General features: G+C 65.3%; 15 protein-coding genes. 3 read left to right on the top strand and 12 right to left on the bottom strand.

Translation table 11 applies throughout. The features are described 5' to 3' along the window. Nucleotides 1-33 precede the first annotated feature (33 nt). The 6 genes from ACZ48C_RS17565 to ACZ48C_RS17540 form a co-directional block, all read right to left on the bottom strand. Entirely contained in the window at nucleotides 34-1,059 is a 1,026-nt protein-coding gene (locus ACZ48C_RS17565) for an aliphatic sulfonate ABC transporter substrate-binding protein (RefSeq protein ID WP_464783462.1), read from the bottom strand. A 43-nt stretch (nucleotides 1,060-1,102) separates the two neighbouring features. Beyond that, nucleotides 1,103-1,966 carry an ABC transporter permease gene (locus tag ACZ48C_RS17560; protein ID WP_464783461.1) on the bottom strand — a complete coding sequence of 288 codons (864 nt, stop codon included), beginning with the start codon at nucleotides 1,964-1,966 and terminating at the stop codon, nucleotides 1,103-1,105. A gap of 10 nt (nucleotides 1,967-1,976) precedes the next feature. After that, the gene (locus tag ACZ48C_RS17555; RefSeq protein WP_424547924.1) at nucleotides 1,977-2,813 is read right to left on the bottom strand and encodes an ABC transporter ATP-binding protein; all 837 of its coding nucleotides are present in this window, start codon (nucleotides 2,811-2,813) and stop codon (nucleotides 1,977-1,979) included. A gap of 11 nt (nucleotides 2,814-2,824) precedes the next feature. After that, nucleotides 2,825-3,154, bottom strand: coding sequence for a 4Fe-4S binding protein (locus tag ACZ48C_RS17550; protein WP_464783460.1), 330 nt, complete (start codon nucleotides 3,152-3,154; stop codon nucleotides 2,825-2,827). A 3-nt stretch (nucleotides 3,155-3,157) separates the two neighbouring features. Beyond that, nucleotides 3,158-4,786 (bottom strand): FAD-binding protein, encoded by a 1,629-nt coding sequence (locus ACZ48C_RS17545; protein ID WP_464783459.1) that lies wholly within the window; start codon nucleotides 4,784-4,786, stop codon nucleotides 3,158-3,160. Between the two features lie 62 nt (nucleotides 4,787-4,848). Continuing rightward, entirely contained in the window at nucleotides 4,849-5,436 is a 588-nt protein-coding gene (locus ACZ48C_RS17540) for a thioredoxin family protein (RefSeq protein WP_464783458.1), read from the bottom strand. A gap of 395 nt (nucleotides 5,437-5,831) precedes the next feature. On the opposite strand from ACZ48C_RS17540, the gene ACZ48C_RS17535 reads away from it, so the two are divergent. Then, a complete protein-coding gene (locus ACZ48C_RS17535) occupies nucleotides 5,832-5,984 on the top strand; it encodes a hypothetical protein (protein WP_424547928.1) in 153 nt (50 codons plus the stop codon). Between the two features lie 124 nt (nucleotides 5,985-6,108). Here the strand turns inward: ACZ48C_RS17535 and ACZ48C_RS17530 are convergent, their stop codons facing one another. From ACZ48C_RS17530 to ACZ48C_RS17505, 6 genes are all read right to left on the bottom strand, one after another. Then, on the bottom strand, nucleotides 6,109-7,095 hold the full coding sequence (locus tag ACZ48C_RS17530) for a LacI family DNA-binding transcriptional regulator (RefSeq protein WP_464783949.1): 987 nt from the start codon (nucleotides 7,093-7,095) through the stop codon (nucleotides 6,109-6,111). 125 nt (nucleotides 7,096-7,220) lie between these two features. Continuing rightward, nucleotides 7,221-7,619, bottom strand: a complete 399-nt coding sequence (locus tag ACZ48C_RS17525; RefSeq protein ID WP_464783457.1) for a heme-binding protein — start codon at nucleotides 7,617-7,619, stop codon at nucleotides 7,221-7,223. Next, a complete protein-coding gene (locus ACZ48C_RS17520; protein ID WP_464783456.1) occupies nucleotides 7,616-8,533 on the bottom strand; it encodes an SMP-30/gluconolactonase/LRE family protein in 918 nt (305 codons plus the stop codon). Before ACZ48C_RS17520 ends, ACZ48C_RS17525 begins: the two co-directional genes overlap by 4 nt. 93 nt (nucleotides 8,534-8,626) lie before the next feature. Then, nucleotides 8,627-9,727, bottom strand: coding sequence for an ABC transporter substrate-binding protein (locus ACZ48C_RS17515; RefSeq protein WP_464783455.1), 1,101 nt, complete (start codon nucleotides 9,725-9,727; stop codon nucleotides 8,627-8,629). A 35-nt stretch (nucleotides 9,728-9,762) separates the two neighbouring features. Beyond that, nucleotides 9,763-10,818, bottom strand: coding sequence for an ABC transporter permease (locus tag ACZ48C_RS17510; RefSeq protein ID WP_424547932.1), 1,056 nt, complete (start codon nucleotides 10,816-10,818; stop codon nucleotides 9,763-9,765). Between the two features lie 15 nt (nucleotides 10,819-10,833). Next, complete coding sequence (locus ACZ48C_RS17505) at nucleotides 10,834-12,330, bottom strand: sugar ABC transporter ATP-binding protein (protein ID WP_464783454.1); 1,497 nt, start codon at nucleotides 12,328-12,330, stop codon at nucleotides 10,834-10,836. Nucleotides 12,331-12,495: 165 nt separating this feature from the next. Here ACZ48C_RS17505 and ACZ48C_RS17500 point away from each other — a divergent pair, with 165 nt between their 5' ends. Together ACZ48C_RS17500 and ACZ48C_RS17495 are read left to right on the top strand one after the other, a co-directional pair. Continuing rightward, nucleotides 12,496-13,443 carry a 2-hydroxyacid dehydrogenase gene (locus ACZ48C_RS17500; protein ID WP_464783453.1) on the top strand — a complete coding sequence of 316 codons (948 nt, stop codon included), beginning with the start codon at nucleotides 12,496-12,498 and terminating at the stop codon, nucleotides 13,441-13,443. 10 nt (nucleotides 13,444-13,453) lie between these two features. Beyond that, the gene (locus ACZ48C_RS17495; RefSeq protein WP_464783452.1) at nucleotides 13,454-14,485 is read left to right on the top strand and encodes an L-idonate 5-dehydrogenase; all 1,032 of its coding nucleotides are present in this window, start codon (nucleotides 13,454-13,456) and stop codon (nucleotides 14,483-14,485) included. The last annotated feature ends 2 nt before the right edge of the window (nucleotides 14,486-14,487 follow it).

The raw sequence follows: 14,487 nt of genomic DNA, 5'->3' as shown, positions 1-14,487 counted from the left end.
CCGGCGCGAAGCCGACGCCCGAGACTACGGGGATCAGTTGCTGGCGGCAACCTGCTTGAGGGCCGCGTCGTAGAAGGAGCGGTCGATCCACGTCGTGTAATCGACCTTGCCCTTCAATAGGCCGGCATCCGCCATGAAGGCTTCCTCACCTTGGAGTGCACGCACCGCATCCGCGGTGATCTCGGGGGCCTGGAAGAACTTGCCGTTCGGATAGGTGGCGCGCACCGCCTTGTCGCTACTGCCGGTCTCCTTGACGAAGATCGCGATGGTCTCCTGTGGATTGGCGTCGGCCCAGCGGGCGGCGGCGATGTCGACGGCGAGGAGCCGCGTCACGATATCGGGATACTTGCGGGCGAAATCGCCGTTGACACTGATGAGGTGCGGCACTGCCCAATCGGGGTTGCCCGACACGCCGGCATCGAAGATCACCCGTGCCGCGCCCTTCTCGACCAGCGTCTGGACCGGGCCGGTACTTTCCACGACGGCATCGACGTCGCCGCGGACGAGCGCCGGGCCGGAGCTTTCGATGCCAAGATTCAGGCTCTCGACATCCTTCAAGGAAAGCCCAGCAGCCTTCAGCGCTTTGGCGAAGGTCGAGTGGCGCACGGTGCCGGAGAGATAGGCGACCTTCTTGCCCTTCAGCTCCTCAATCGTCCGGATCGGCGAATCCGGCTTGACGACGATCTGCGTCTCGTTCGAGCGATTCCAGCTGGAAAGGCCGATCAGCTTGACGTCCGCGCCCGTTGCGGCAAGGCGCAGCGAGGGGTTGTTGCCGATATAGGTAAAGTCGATGGCACCCGAGCCGAGCGCGACGGTGGCCGCCGAGCCACCGTCGAAGGTGATCAGCTCGATCTTGATACCATCCTTGGCGAACTCGTTCTCCAGCAGCTTTCTGTTGCGGTAGAGGATGAACTTCAGGTGGCCCGGCGCGGTGGAGCCGATACGGACAACCTTGGGCTTGGCCTCGCTCGCGACAGCGGAAGCAAAGCCGCCAACCGGCAGGAAGGAAAGCGCGAGCGCCAGTTTCAGGAGGGTCCGGCGGAACGGTGCGGATGTCATGGCGAGAATCCTTTCGAGATCGATGGGATATGGAGGGAAGGCATCAGTTCGGCCCGCTCTCGGCATTGCCGCGCCAGTGGGTGGCACGCCGTTCGCCGGCGACGAGCAGGTAGTTGAGGACGAGGCCGACGATGGTCAGCGTCAGGATGCCGGCATACATCCGGTCCGTTTCCAGCATCAGCGAGGAATTCTGGATGAGGTAGCCGATGCCCGATTGGGCGGCGAGCATCTCGGCGGCGATGACCGAGAAGAGCGAGGTCTTCACGCCGAGCCGCGCGCCGGCGACGATGGAGGGAATGGCCGAGGGGAAGATGACTTTCTTGAAGAGATCCCAGTCGGAGGTGCCCATGGAGCGCGCTGCCTTGATCAGGAGCGGGTCGACCGACTTCACGCCGACAATAGTGTTGATCAAAAGGAAAAAGACGGCGGCGTAGAAGGTGATGGCGATCTTCGAGGCCTCGCCGATACCGAGCACCAGGATGAAGACCGGTAGCAGCGCGAATTGCGAGGTGTTGCGCAGGGTCTGGACGAGGAAGTCGGAAGCCTTCTCGAAGACGGGATAACGCCCCATCAGGAAACCGAGCGGCACGGCGATGACGACGGCGAGCGCAAAGCCGATTGCTGCCCGCTGCAGGCTGATACCGATATGGTCGACGAGTTGGCCCGAGACGACCATCTCCCACAGCACGGCGAGAACCCGGCTCAGCGGCGGGAAGAACAGCGCATTGATCCAACCGGCGCGTGGTGCGATCTCCCACAGGAGGGCAAAGGCGATCATAGCCGGCAGGCCGAGCGAGACGGTGGAAAGCATCTGTCCGACGGCGGTCGGCGACCTTTCGGCCGCGCGCTTGCGGCGGGACGAAAGAGAGTTGCGCAGCGGCAGGTTGCGGTCGGCGATCAGGCTCATCGGGCCCTCCTCAGTTGACGTAGCTGGAAGCGAGCGCCCAGTCGCGCTGCGCCTTGACGACCTCGTCGCGCAGGCTTTCCCAGACGCGACCGCGATAGGCGTTGAAGGCCTCGCTGTTGCGGATGTCGAGGTCGCGTGGGCGCGGCAGGTCGATCTTGACGATCTCCTTGACGCTGGCCGGGCGCGCCGTCATCACCACCACGCGGTCGGCAAGGTAGATCGCCTCATCGATGGCATGGGTGACGAAGACGACGGTCGTCTTGATCTGCTCCCAGATGCGCAGGAGCTCGCTCTGCAGGATGTCGCGCGTCTGGGCGTCGAGTGCGGCGAAGGGCTCGTCCATCAGCAAAACCTGCGGATCGGTGGAGAGCGCCCGGGCGATCGCCACGCGCTGCTGCATGCCGCCCGAGAGCTGCGAGGGGAAGCGGTCCTCGAAGCCCTTGAGGCCGAAGAGATGCAGAAAGTAGCGCGCTTTCTCCCGGCGCTCGGCGGCGGCAATGCCGCGCACTTCCAGCGCATACTCGATATTCTGAAGCGCCGTGCGCCAGGGGAACAGAGCATATTGTTGGAAGACATACGCCGTGCGGGCATGCGGTTTTGCGACCTCGACGCCGTCGATGCGGGCGACGCCCGAAGTCGCCTCCGTCAGGCCGGCGATCACGTCGAGCAGCACCGACTTGCCGCTGCCCGAAGGGCCAACCAGGGTGATGAACTCGCCCCTGCCGATGGTGAGATCGACACCGTCGAGCACCGCGATGCGGTTGGAGACGACGCCGTCGACGGTGACGGTCTGTCCCTGCTTGAGGGTGAAGGTCTTGCGCAGCGCGCTGACTTCGATGCGTTCCATGTCTATCTCCTTCAAACCTGCGCCACGCGGATGTGGCGGGTCGGATCGTTTTGAGCACCACCGGCACGGCCGCGGCTCCAGCCGAGCGCGCGGGCATAGGTTCCGAACAGGCCGCGCTCCAGCACTTCGGCTTCCTGGATGCCAATCGGCCCGTACGCTGCCTCGGCGACATAGAGCGCATCGGTCGGGCAGTAGATCTCGCACAGAAAGCACGTCTGGCAGTCGTCCTGTCGGGCGATGACGGGCAGGCCCGTCTCATCGCGGTCGAAGACGAAGGCGGGGCAGATGCGCTCACAGATGTCGCAGCGGATGCAGCGGTCGGCTGAGATGACTTCAATCATCGCTTAGCCCTCCCGCGCCGTGTCGAGCGCGATATCCTCGCGCACCGCCGTCACCCGATCGAGACCGGAGACGATGATGCGGCCCACCTGAGTCGCGTCCTCGCCGGGAAAATCACGCCGGCGGTGCACGCCGCGGCTTTCGCTGCGCAGCAGGGCCGCCGCGACCGTCCAGCGGGCGCTTGCCGTGACGGCGGCCACTTCGCGGGCATAGAGGCGCGCGAGGCCCACCGCGGGCGTGGCCCGGTTGAGGCGCGTCCACACATCCTCCAGCACCCGGCCGCTTGCCTCCAGCGTACCGGCCGTGCGCCAATAGCTCTTGTCGAGCGGCACGATCTCGTCGCGGACAGCCCGGGCGATGGCCGAGAGATCGATGTCGTCGTCCCCGGCCTCATCATGCAGCCCGGTCCTGCCGAGAGGGTGCAGACGGGCGACGTCGCGGTTCTGCCGGCGGCGGGCATGCCCTGCCGCACCGTGGCCGGCCCACCAGCCGCTGGCGATGGCCCAGGAGGCGTTGATCGCCCCGCCGCCGGAAATGCCGCCCGTGACGTTCTCGCGGCTCGCCGCATCGCCGGCGGCATAGAGGCCGGCAATGCCGGTACCGCAATCGGCGGAGACGATGCGGATGCCGCCGGTGCCGCGCACGGTGCCCTCGTACTTGAGGTCGATGCGGAAGGGGTCCCTGAACGGGTCGATGCCCATCCGGTCATAGGGCTGGAAACAGTTCGGCTGGCCCCGGCGCAACCAGTCCTGCATGGCGGGTTCGGCAAGGTCGAGCCGGGCATAGACGGGGCCGGACAGCAGCGCCTCGGCCACCAGCCGCTCGCCGCCACCGATGCCGTTCGTCACCGGCTGGCCATGGGCATCGCGCAGGACTTCGCCGTTGGCACGATAGAAGGTCGCCCAGCGGAACGGGAGACCCTTGTTCAGCGAGGATCCGTGCGGGGCGAGCGTATACTTGCCCGTGAACTCCATGCCGGAGAGCGACGCGCCGGCCTCGGCGGCGAAGAGATAACCGTCGCCCGTCAGCCCAGTACCGCCGAGGATGCGCTCGAAGAAGGCGCAGCCGCCCGTCGCCAGCACGACGGCGCCGGCCGAGACGGAAAAGCCCGCGCCACTTCGGCGCGACAGCCCTGCCGCCCCGCCGACATGATCGTCGTCGCCGAGCAGTTCGAGGATCGGGTGATGGTCGAGGATGGTGACGCCAGCTTTCTGCACCTTCCGGCGCATGAAACGCATGTAGTCGGGGCCGCGCAGGTTCGCGATGTAGAGACCGCCGTCCTCCTCGCTCGGGAAGGGATAGCCCCATTCGACCAGCTTCAGCAGATTCTCATAGGCCCGGTCCGCCGCCCGCAGCATCCAGCGGCGGTCGGCAAGGCCGGCCGTGCGCTTGAAACGTTGCTCTACGGACGCCGCCCGCCCCTCACCAGGCGGCACGCACCATGTCCCGGTATTGGAAGGCGCGGTCGCGCCGCTGGTGCCGTGATAGCCTTTGTCGGCTAGGACGACGCGTGCCCCGGCCTCGGCGGCCGAAAGCGCCGCCCAGGCGGCGGAAGGCCCGCCGCCGACCACCAGCACGTCCGTTTCGATATGCCGCCCGTCTTCGGCGATCTGTTGCTTGCGAAGCGATGCCATGGTGTTCCGATGCGAAAAAAGGGGGGACTGGCCGGCCCTGTGACCGGCCGTTGCCACGCAGCTCAGGCGGCGGTGGAGAACCAGGAGGGTTCGTTGCCGGCTGTCCACTTGATGTTGCAACCGATCGAGGGCACCTGCCGTGCGTCGGCGGCCTCGCCCTTCAGCACCGCCGCGATGGCGGCCCTGAGGTCAGCACCGGTCACGTCCTTGCCGTTGCCCGGACGGGCATCGTCGAACTGGCCGTGATAGGCGAGCTTGCGGTCGCGGTCGTAAAGGAAGAAATCGGGCGTGCAGGCCGCGCCATAGGCCTTGGCGACGCGCTGGGAGGCATCCTTCAGATAGGGGAAGTCGTAGCCGTAGGTTCTCACCTCCGCACCAATCCGCTCCAGCGTCTCTTCCGGATGCGCCGCCGCGTCGTTGCTATTGATAGCGACGACGGCAAGCCCCAGCCCGGCATGGTCGCGAGCGAATTGCGCCAGCGTCTCACGGATCAGCACTACGAAGGGGCAGCGGTTGGAGAGGAAGACGACGAGCAGCGCCGGGCTGTCATCGAAATCCGCCAGCGTGAACAGATTACCGTCCGCGTCGGGCAGGATGAAGTCGACTGCGGCGGTGCCGAGTGTGATGGGGTTGGCTTCGGTCTTGGGCATGGTATCCTCTTGGCAAATGAGCAGGATAATTAGCCCATATAATCCATAGAAATTATAGATATTTATTTTTACAAAACGCCCAGCCCGAGAGATAATGTTGGTGCGCGGAGCTGCTCATGCAGACGTTCTTTCCCTGAGCGCGGCTTCTCCACGACCAAAGACATGGAACCAAGCGCAGTCGCCTGGCCGCGCTTGGTTCCGAAACTTAATCAGCTCAATCACGCAGCATATTAGAATTCAATCTCGGCTCGGAACTCGCTGATTGAATCGGGTGGTATGGGATCGACGGCGGTCATCCAACGCGAGGCAGTTGGCCGAGACTAATCGGGCGCACCTTCCCGAATCCACCTATCACCAGATAGATCAACGGTCGAAATGAGCAGGATTTCGTCACCTTGGGCAAACCAATCACCCAACAGTCGATTGGCTTCCCGGGAGTCATGGACATTACCGATGTCATCGACAATGAAGACAACCAGCATGGCATAGGCGTCTATTTACGAAGCCCGAAGATCGCGGCGGCAATCTCTAAGGCAATCGACGGCTAGGCATATCGGTCAAAACTGGGGCGGTCAGCCATCAATCTACCGAAACTGGTAGCGTCGCGTCCCGCTCTTCCGGTCAGTTCAGCCTGCCCGCAAACCACGCCCATGGTCAACTCACCGGAAGTTTTCAGCGACTGCTTCCGCGCACGATAAGTTGCGGTTCAATCATAACATGCTGCACGTCCGGCTTGTCATCGAGCAGGTCGAGGATCAACCGCCCGGTGCGCTCGCCGATCTGGCGCGCCTGCGCGTCGATGGTCGTCAGCGCCGGCACGCTGATGCCACCGATTTCGTAATCGCCGAAACCGCCGATGGCCATGCGCTCCGGCACCGCCACGCCCCGACGTTGGCATTCCGTCAGCGCACCGAAAGCCGAGAGGTCCGAGACGCAGATTACCGCCTCGGTATCGGGATATTCGGTGAGCAGACGCGCCATGGCGTTGGCGCCTTCGCGCATCGAAATCGGTGGCGCGCCGGCATCGATCAGCCGTGAGGCATCGAGTCCTTGATCACGAAGAGCAGCGATGAACCCCAGGCGGCGGTCGCTGCCGCGCGTATCGCGGCTGGCATCGCCACCGATGAAAGCGATGCGGGCATAGCCTGTCGCCACAAAGTGATCGACCATGCTGCGCACGGCGTCGGCATTGGAGAAGCCGACGAAATGGCCGATGGGCTTATTCGGCACATCCCACGTCTCGACCACGGGCACATTGGCGTTCTCCAGCAGTTTTCGGGCACGCGGCGTATGCTTGCCACCAGTTACGACAATGGCCTGCGGACGGCGGCGAAGGAACTGCTCGATCAGCCTCTCCTCTTCTTCCGTGTCATAATTGGTGTAGCCGAGCAGGATCTGGAAACCTTGAACGCTCAGCGTCTCAGAAAGGCCACGTACCGTGTCGGCGAAGTTTGCATTGTTGATGGAGGGGATGGTGACGGCGATGAAATCCGTCTTCTGGGAACGCAGGTTCGAGGCGGTGGAATCGAAGACGTAGCCAAGCTCTTCGGCGGCCTGCAGGATCGCATCGCGCGTATCCTTGCTGATCAGGCTGCCGGACTTGAAGGCACGGGACACGGTCATGGGGGAAACGCCGGTCTTCCGGGCTATGTCCGCCATCGTGGGGGCTTTATCGCTCCGCATGTCCTGCCTCGTTATCGTTACCACAACTTAGCGCGGCACCCTACTCTTCCGCAAGCAGTCGGCCATCCGCCATCCCCTGTCCCGGCATGGACAATCATCCCTCATCGGCGCCGATCGCCGCCGGCGCCACACGGGCGACCACTTCGTCCTGCTCGCCCGAGCCGGAGCCGATACCACCGAGAACCACACCGCCGACGCGGATCGGAACGCCACCGCGCAGTCCCTCCCCCGGTCGCTGCGACAATGGCTGGACGCACCGCCGCCGGCATGCTGTCGCTCGGGTGCCCGATGGACGCGGCAGTGCGGGCCTTGGCCGCAGTACTTTTCAGGGAGAGGTAGCGCGATCCGGCCATGCGGAAGGAGGCAAGCGCGACGCCGCTCGGATCGACGATGACGAAGTATTGCGGCTGGTCCATGGCCTTCGCCGCGCCGATTGCCGCCATCAGCATGGCAGATATGCCGTCGTTCGTCAGACGTGTCGTCGTTTCGCCAAAGGTCATGGCATGTTCCCTGCCAGCGGCCGCGTCCCGCCGCGAATAGCCAGCGACACGGCATAGACGGATGTTGTCGCAGTTATGAAGAGGCGATGTCCGTGCCGACCGCCGAAGCAGATGTTGGAGACGGTCTCCGGCACGAAGATTTTTCCGAGCCGCCGGCCGTCCGGCGCGATGCAATGCACGCCATCGCCTGCCGAGGACCAGAGATTGCCGGCCGCATCGACACGCATGCCATCCGCGCAGCCGGGAGTGATCGCGTGGAACACCGCCCCGCCGGTCAACGTCCAGTCAGTTCCGATGTCGAAGACGCGGATGTGGTGCGGATCGTCGGAGAACATGCGGCCGGTATCCGCCACATAAAGCCGCCGCTCGTCTGGGCTGAAGGCAAGGCCGTTCGGGCAATTGAAATCGGTCAGCACCGCGCGGACCGTGCCGCCATGCGGATCGACGCGATAGACGTTGCAGGGCAGTTCCTGCTCGCTGCGCGTGCCCTCATAGTCCGAGGCGATGCCGTAATGCGGATCGGTGAACCAGATGGCGCCGTCCGAGGCGACGATCACGTCATTCGGGGAATTCAGCCGCTTGCCGTCGAAACGGTCGGCGATCACGGTGATGGAGCCGTCGTGCTCAGTGCGCGTGACGCGGCGCGTGCCGTGCTCGCAGGTGACGAGCCGGCCTTCGCGGTCGCGCGTGTTACCGTTGGCGAAGCCGGACGGCTCGCGATAGGCGGTGACGCCTAGCGCCGGGCTCCAGCGCAGGATGCGGTTATTAGGGATATCGGAGAAAAGCAGGCAATCGTGATCGCCGAACCAGACCGGTCCCTCCACCCAATCGAAACCGCCTGCGAGCTTCTTGAGCGGGGCGTTACCGAGCACGAAACGGGAGAACTCGGGCTCCTCTGCCTCAAAAAACGACATTCCGCTCGTCTCCTTTCATCGATGATCGCAGCGCGGGATACTGGTGCGCCGGAGACGGTGCGGCACCGCCCCCGGCGCACCGGGGAGAAAGGCTTACTTGCCCCAGATCTTCTTGTATTCGTCGCGATAACCGTTGTCCGGGTCGAAGGTGTTCTTCGGCCCGCCGTCGAACTCGACATTGTCCGCCGTCACGACATGGAGGGGCGAGACATAGCCCGACCAAGCCTCGCCGGAGAAGGCGCGATTCAGCTCGTCGACAAGCTGCCAGCCCTGAAGATTCAGCGGCTCGGCCACCGTCACCGACTGGTACTGCTTCGCGCGGATGCGCTGGTAGGCGCTTTCCGAGCCGTCACCGGCCGCAACGCTCTTCGGCGCGCCGTCGCCCGCGATGCCGGCCGCCGAAAGCGACGGCCCCATGAAGTCGAAATAGATATCGTTGATCGCCAGCGAATGGGTCCATTTCTCGCCGTACTTCTGCAGCAGCGTGGTGGTGAGCTGCGGCATGCGCTGCGAGGTTTCGGCAATCGGCGTATCGACATATTCCAGCACCGTGCCGCCGAGCGCCTCGATCTCCGCCTTCATCTTGTCGGCCTTGGCGATGGCGATGGCATAGGTGGAGTCGGTGAAAATCACCACGCCCGGCTTTCCGCCGGCATCGACGAAAGCATAGTCGGCGGCGGCCTTGGAGACCTCCATCGCGTCGGTCGTCACATTGGCGAAGACACCAACGTCATCGACCGGGCCGACGGCCGGCGCGGCATGCCAGGCGACCATGGGAATGCCGGCTTTCTTGGCCTCTTCCATGGCGGGCTTCTGCTCGACCGCATCGAAACCGGCTATGATGATGCCGCCGGGCTTCAGCGTCAGCGCCTGCCCGAAGGACGCCGTGCGCCCCTCGATGGAGCCCGCGCCGTCGACCACGGTCACGGTCCAGCCGATGGCCGCCGCCGCTTCCTGAATGCCGTTGACGACGCCGAGGATGCCGCCGTTCTTCATGTCGGCGGCGACGACCACGACGGTCTTGCCGTCCGCGGCCGTCGGGCCGCTCGTCGGGCCGTCCCATTTCTCGACCTTGCTGGCGTATTTCTCAACGACGGCCTTGGCGTCGGCCATGGCGTCCGCGAAGGCGGGGCCGGCGAGGGTTATCGCGAACAGGGTCGCTGCGGTGGCTGCGAGGAAATGCCTGCGTTTCATGGATGTGTCCTCCCTTTGGACGTGAGAATGCGTGATCAGGACGGCTTGGCCGGTGTTCCTCTGGGCTTGATGGCGCCCGCCGCGCCGCGGCGGCGCTGGGCATAGCCGGCGATACCGATGGCGACGAGCAGCGTGACGCCGTTGAACAGCGGCTCGACGAAGAAGGAGCCGCCGAATTGCTGGATGCCGGCAATACCCACGGCGAGGATGATCACGCCGATCATCGTGCCCCAGACATTGACGCGGCCGGGCTTGATGGTGGTGGAGCCGAGGAAGGCGCCGACAAGCGCCGGCAGCAGGTATTCGAGGCCGACGCTCGCCTGGCCGATGCGCAGCCGCGAGGCGAGCAGCACGCCGGCGACGGCGGAAAGCACGCCCGAGGCGATGAAGGCGCCGATGACGAAGCGGCGGACCGGAATGCCGTTTAGCGCGGCCGCCTTCGGGTTGGCGCCGATGGCGTAGACGTAGCGGCCGATCGGCAGGTATTCGAGCACGATCCACATGACGAGCGCCAGCGCCAGCACGTAGAAGCCAGTGATCGGCAGGCCGAAGACCATGGTGCCGTTCAGCGCCAGGAAACCGTCCGGCAGGACGCCGACAACCTGCCGCCCGCCGGTGTGCCAGAGCGCGATGGCATAGATGACGGTGCCCGTGCCCAGCGTGGCGATGAAGCTGTCGATCTTGGCGACCTCGACCAGCAGGCCGTTCAGCACGCCCGTCAGCGCGCCGAGCACCAGCACCACCGCCACCGCGATGGGCCAGGGGAAGCCGTACATGGTCTGCAGGCTGATGGCGAGGATATGCCAGAGCACGATGCCGTAGCCGATGGTCAGGTCGATGCGCCCGCAGGCCATGGGGATCATGGCGGCCAGCGACAGGATGGCGATGATCGTCTTGTTGGCGATGATCGAGCGCAGGTTGAGCAGCGTCGGGAACGTATCGGACAAGAGGACCGAGAAGACGAGGATGAGCAGCACCGTCAAGATGACGAGGCCATAGACGGGCAGCAGGCGCCTCAGCCGCTCGCCGGCCGAAAGGCCCTTCAGTTCCGCCGGCGTCGGCTCGAGGGCATTGGACTGTATGGATTGCATCGTCTTCTCCCAGAATCAGGCCGCTTCGGAAGCGGAGGCTGCCGAAATGACGGCGGATGTGGTGAGGTCGGCGCCGGAAAGCTCCCGAACGATGCGCCCGCGCGAGAACACCAGCGCCCGATGGCAGATATGGGCGATCTCCTCGAAATCCGTGGAAATCACGAGAACCGCGAGCCCCTCCTCCACCGCCGCGGCGATGAGGCGGTAGATATCGGCCTTGGCGCCGACATCCACGCCGGCGGTCGGATCCTCGGCGATCAGCAGCTTGCGGCCGGTCGCCAGCCAGCGGCCGACCACCACCTTCTGCTGGTTGCCGCCGGACAGCGCCTCGATGGCGAGCGACTGGTCGTTGGGACGCAGCCCCACCTTCTGGCCGAGAGCAAAAGCCATTTCGGCCTCCCTCCCCGGGGACAAAAAGGCGGCGAGCCCGCGGCCGGACGCGCCGGGGTTGATAAAGGTGTTCTCGCGCAGCGAGAGCGACATCGCGACGGATTCCTCCGTGCGGTCGCGGGCGATGAGGCCGATGCCGGAGGCGATCGCCGTCTCGGGGCTTGCAAGGTCGGGATGTGCGCCGCGGATCGTCACCTCGCCCGTGGCGGGCTCGGCGCCGAAGAGAGCGCGGCCGATCAACTCCTGCCCCGCGCCGCGCAGGCCGACGAGGCCGAGAAGCTCGCCCTGCTTCAGTTCGAACGAGACGGGACCGGCGCCACGGCAGGCAAGGTCGCGCACCGACACCAGCGTTTCGCCGGGAACCGAATGCGCCTTGGCGAAGAGCTGTCCGGCCTTGTCGCCGATGATCATGCGGATAAGTTCGTCCGAACTGGTGTCCTTCACCGCCGTCTCACCGACGAGATGGCCATCGCGCAGCACGGCGACGCGGTCGGCGATGCGGAATATCTCGTCCAGCCGGTGCGAGACATAGATCATCGCCACACCCCGCTCCTTCAGCGGGCGGATGGCATCGAACAGGCGCTCGACCTCGTCGGCGGGAAGGCTGGCGGTCGGCTCGTCGAGGACCAGAACGTCCGCCTCCACGGCGAGCGCGCGGGCGATGGCGACCAGCGACTTTTCTGTGCGCGTCAGGCTCTGCACGCGGGTGGCGGGATCGAAATCGCAGCCGACCAGTTTCAGCGCCTCGGCGGTGCGCCGGGCCGTCGCGCTCCAGTCGATCAGACTGCGGCGCATGGAAAAGCCCTGCGCGAGGCCGACATTCTCCGCCACCGTCATCCATTCGATGAGGCCGAGATCCTGGTGGATGAAGGCGACCGGCTGCCGGGTATTGGGCTTGGGCGGACGATGGTGGTAGGACTCGCCGCGGAACAGAATCTCTCCGCCATCGGGCCGATAGATACCGGCGAGCGTCTTGATGAGCGTGGACTTGCCCGCGCCGTTTTCGCCGAGCAGGGCGAGGATCTCGCCGCGGCGAAGGTCGAGAGAGACGCCCATCAAGGCCTTGGTGCCGCCGAATTCCTTCGAGACGGCCCTGAACTCCAGCAGCTTGTCCCCGTCCATTCGCTCCTCCCAAAGCATCATGGCCTAATGCAACATTGATATGGTATCGATAACATTGCTGTCAAGCGGTGTTTTAGCCGATGCTGCTTCACCGCGATTGGGGCTGGACAATTTCCCGAAGCAAGCTATGTTATCGATAACAGGTTATTTGCCGGAGGAGATACCGTGAGCAAGATCGAAGTATTGCAGGTTGGCCCCTATCCCGCATGGGACCAGGAACGGCTGGACGCGCATTTCAAGATGCACCGCTATTTCGAGGCGGCCGACAAGGCGGCGTTCCTGGCCGAGCACGGCGGCAACATCCGCGGCATCGCGACGCGCGGCGAACTCGGCGCCAACCGGGCGATGATCGAGGCGCTACCGAAGCTGGAGGTCATCTCGGTCTACGGCGTCGGCTTCGACGCGGTGGATATTGCCGCAGCCCGCGAGCGCAGCATCCGCGTCACCAACACGCCCGACGTGCTCACCAAGGACGTCGCCGATCTCGGCATCGCCATGATGCTGGCCGAGGCGCGCGGCGTCATCGGCGGCGAGGCCTGGGTGAAGAGCGGCGACTGGGCAAGAAAGGGCCTCTATCCCTTGAAGCGCCGCGTGCACGGCATGCGTGCCGGCGTGCTCGGCCTCGGCCGCATCGGCTACGAGGTCGCCAAGCGCCTCGCCGGCTTCGACATGGATATCGCCTATAGCGACACCGGCCCGAAGGACTTCGCCAAGGACTGGACTTTCATCGCCGATCCGGTCGAGCTTGCCGAACGTTCCGACTTCCTCTTCGTCACGCTCGCCGCCTCGACCGAGACGCGCCACATCGTCGGCCGCACGGTCATCGAGGCGCTGGGGCCGGAAGGCATGCTGATCAACATCTCCCGCGCCTCGAACATCGACGAGAACGCGCTGCTCGACGCGCTCGAAAGCAGAGCGCTCGGCTCGGCCGCGCTCGACGTCTTCGAGGGCGAGCCGAACCTTAATCCGCGCTTCCTGGCGCTCGACAACGTGCTGCTCCAGCCGCACATGGCCTCCGGCACGGTGGAGACCCGCAAGGCCATGGGCCAGCTCGTCTTCGACAACCTGTCGGCCCATTTCGACGGCCGGCCGCTGCCGACCCCGGTCCTGTGAGGAGAAAGCCATGAAGGCGATCGTGATCCACGCAGCCAGGGACCTGCGCATCGAGGACAGCGCTGTGGAAGCGCCAGGCCCCGGCGAGGTGGAGATCCGCCTTGCGGCCGGCGGCATCTGCGGCTCGGACCTGCACTATTACAATCACGGCGGCTTCGGCACGGTGCGGCTGAAGGAGCCGATGATCCTCGGCCATGAGGTCGCCGGCCACATCGCCGCGCTCGGCGAAGGGGTGTCAGGCCTTGCCGTCGGCGACCTCGTCGCCGTCTCGCCCTCGCGGCCCTGCGGCGCCTGCGACTATTGCCTGAAAGGCCTGGCGAACCATTGCTTCAACATGCGCTTCTACGGCTCGGCCATGCCCTTCCCGCATATCCAGGGCGCGTTCCGCGAGCGGCTGGTGGCCAAGGCCAGCCAATGCGTCAGGGCCGACGGCCTTTCGGCCGGTGAAGCGGCGATGGCCGAACCGCTGTCGGTGACGCTGCACGCCACGCGCCGCGCCGGCGAGATGCTGGGCAAGCGCGTGCTCGTCACCGGCTGCGGACCGATCGGCACCCTGTCGATCCTCGCCGCCCGCCGGGCCGGCGCGGCCGAGATCGTCGCAGCCGACCTTTCCGAACGGGCGCTCGGCTTTGCCCGCACCGTCGGGGCCGACCGCACGATCAATCTTTCCGAAGATCGCGACGGCCTCGTTCCCTTCAGCGCGAACAAGGGCTATTTCGACGTTCTCTACGAGTGCTCCGGCGCGCAGCCGGCCCTCGTCGCCGGCATCCAGGCGCTGCGTCCGCGCAGCGTCATCGTCCAGCTCGGCCTCGGCGGCGAGATGAGCCTGCCGATGATGGCGATCACCGCCAAGGAGCTGGACCTGCGCGGCTCCTTCCGCTTCCATGAGGAATTCGCCGTCGCGGTGAAGCTGATGCAGGGCGGGCTGATCGACGTGAAGCCGCTGATCACCCATACCCTGCCGCTCGCCGAGGCCTTGAAGGCCTTCGAGATCGCCTCCGACAAGGGGCAATCGATGAAGACGCAGATCGCGTTCAGTTAAGG

The sequence above is a fragment of the Shinella sp. 1A1 genome, assembly GCF_055379515.1.
This window is presented reverse-complemented; position numbering and strand designations above follow the sequence as displayed.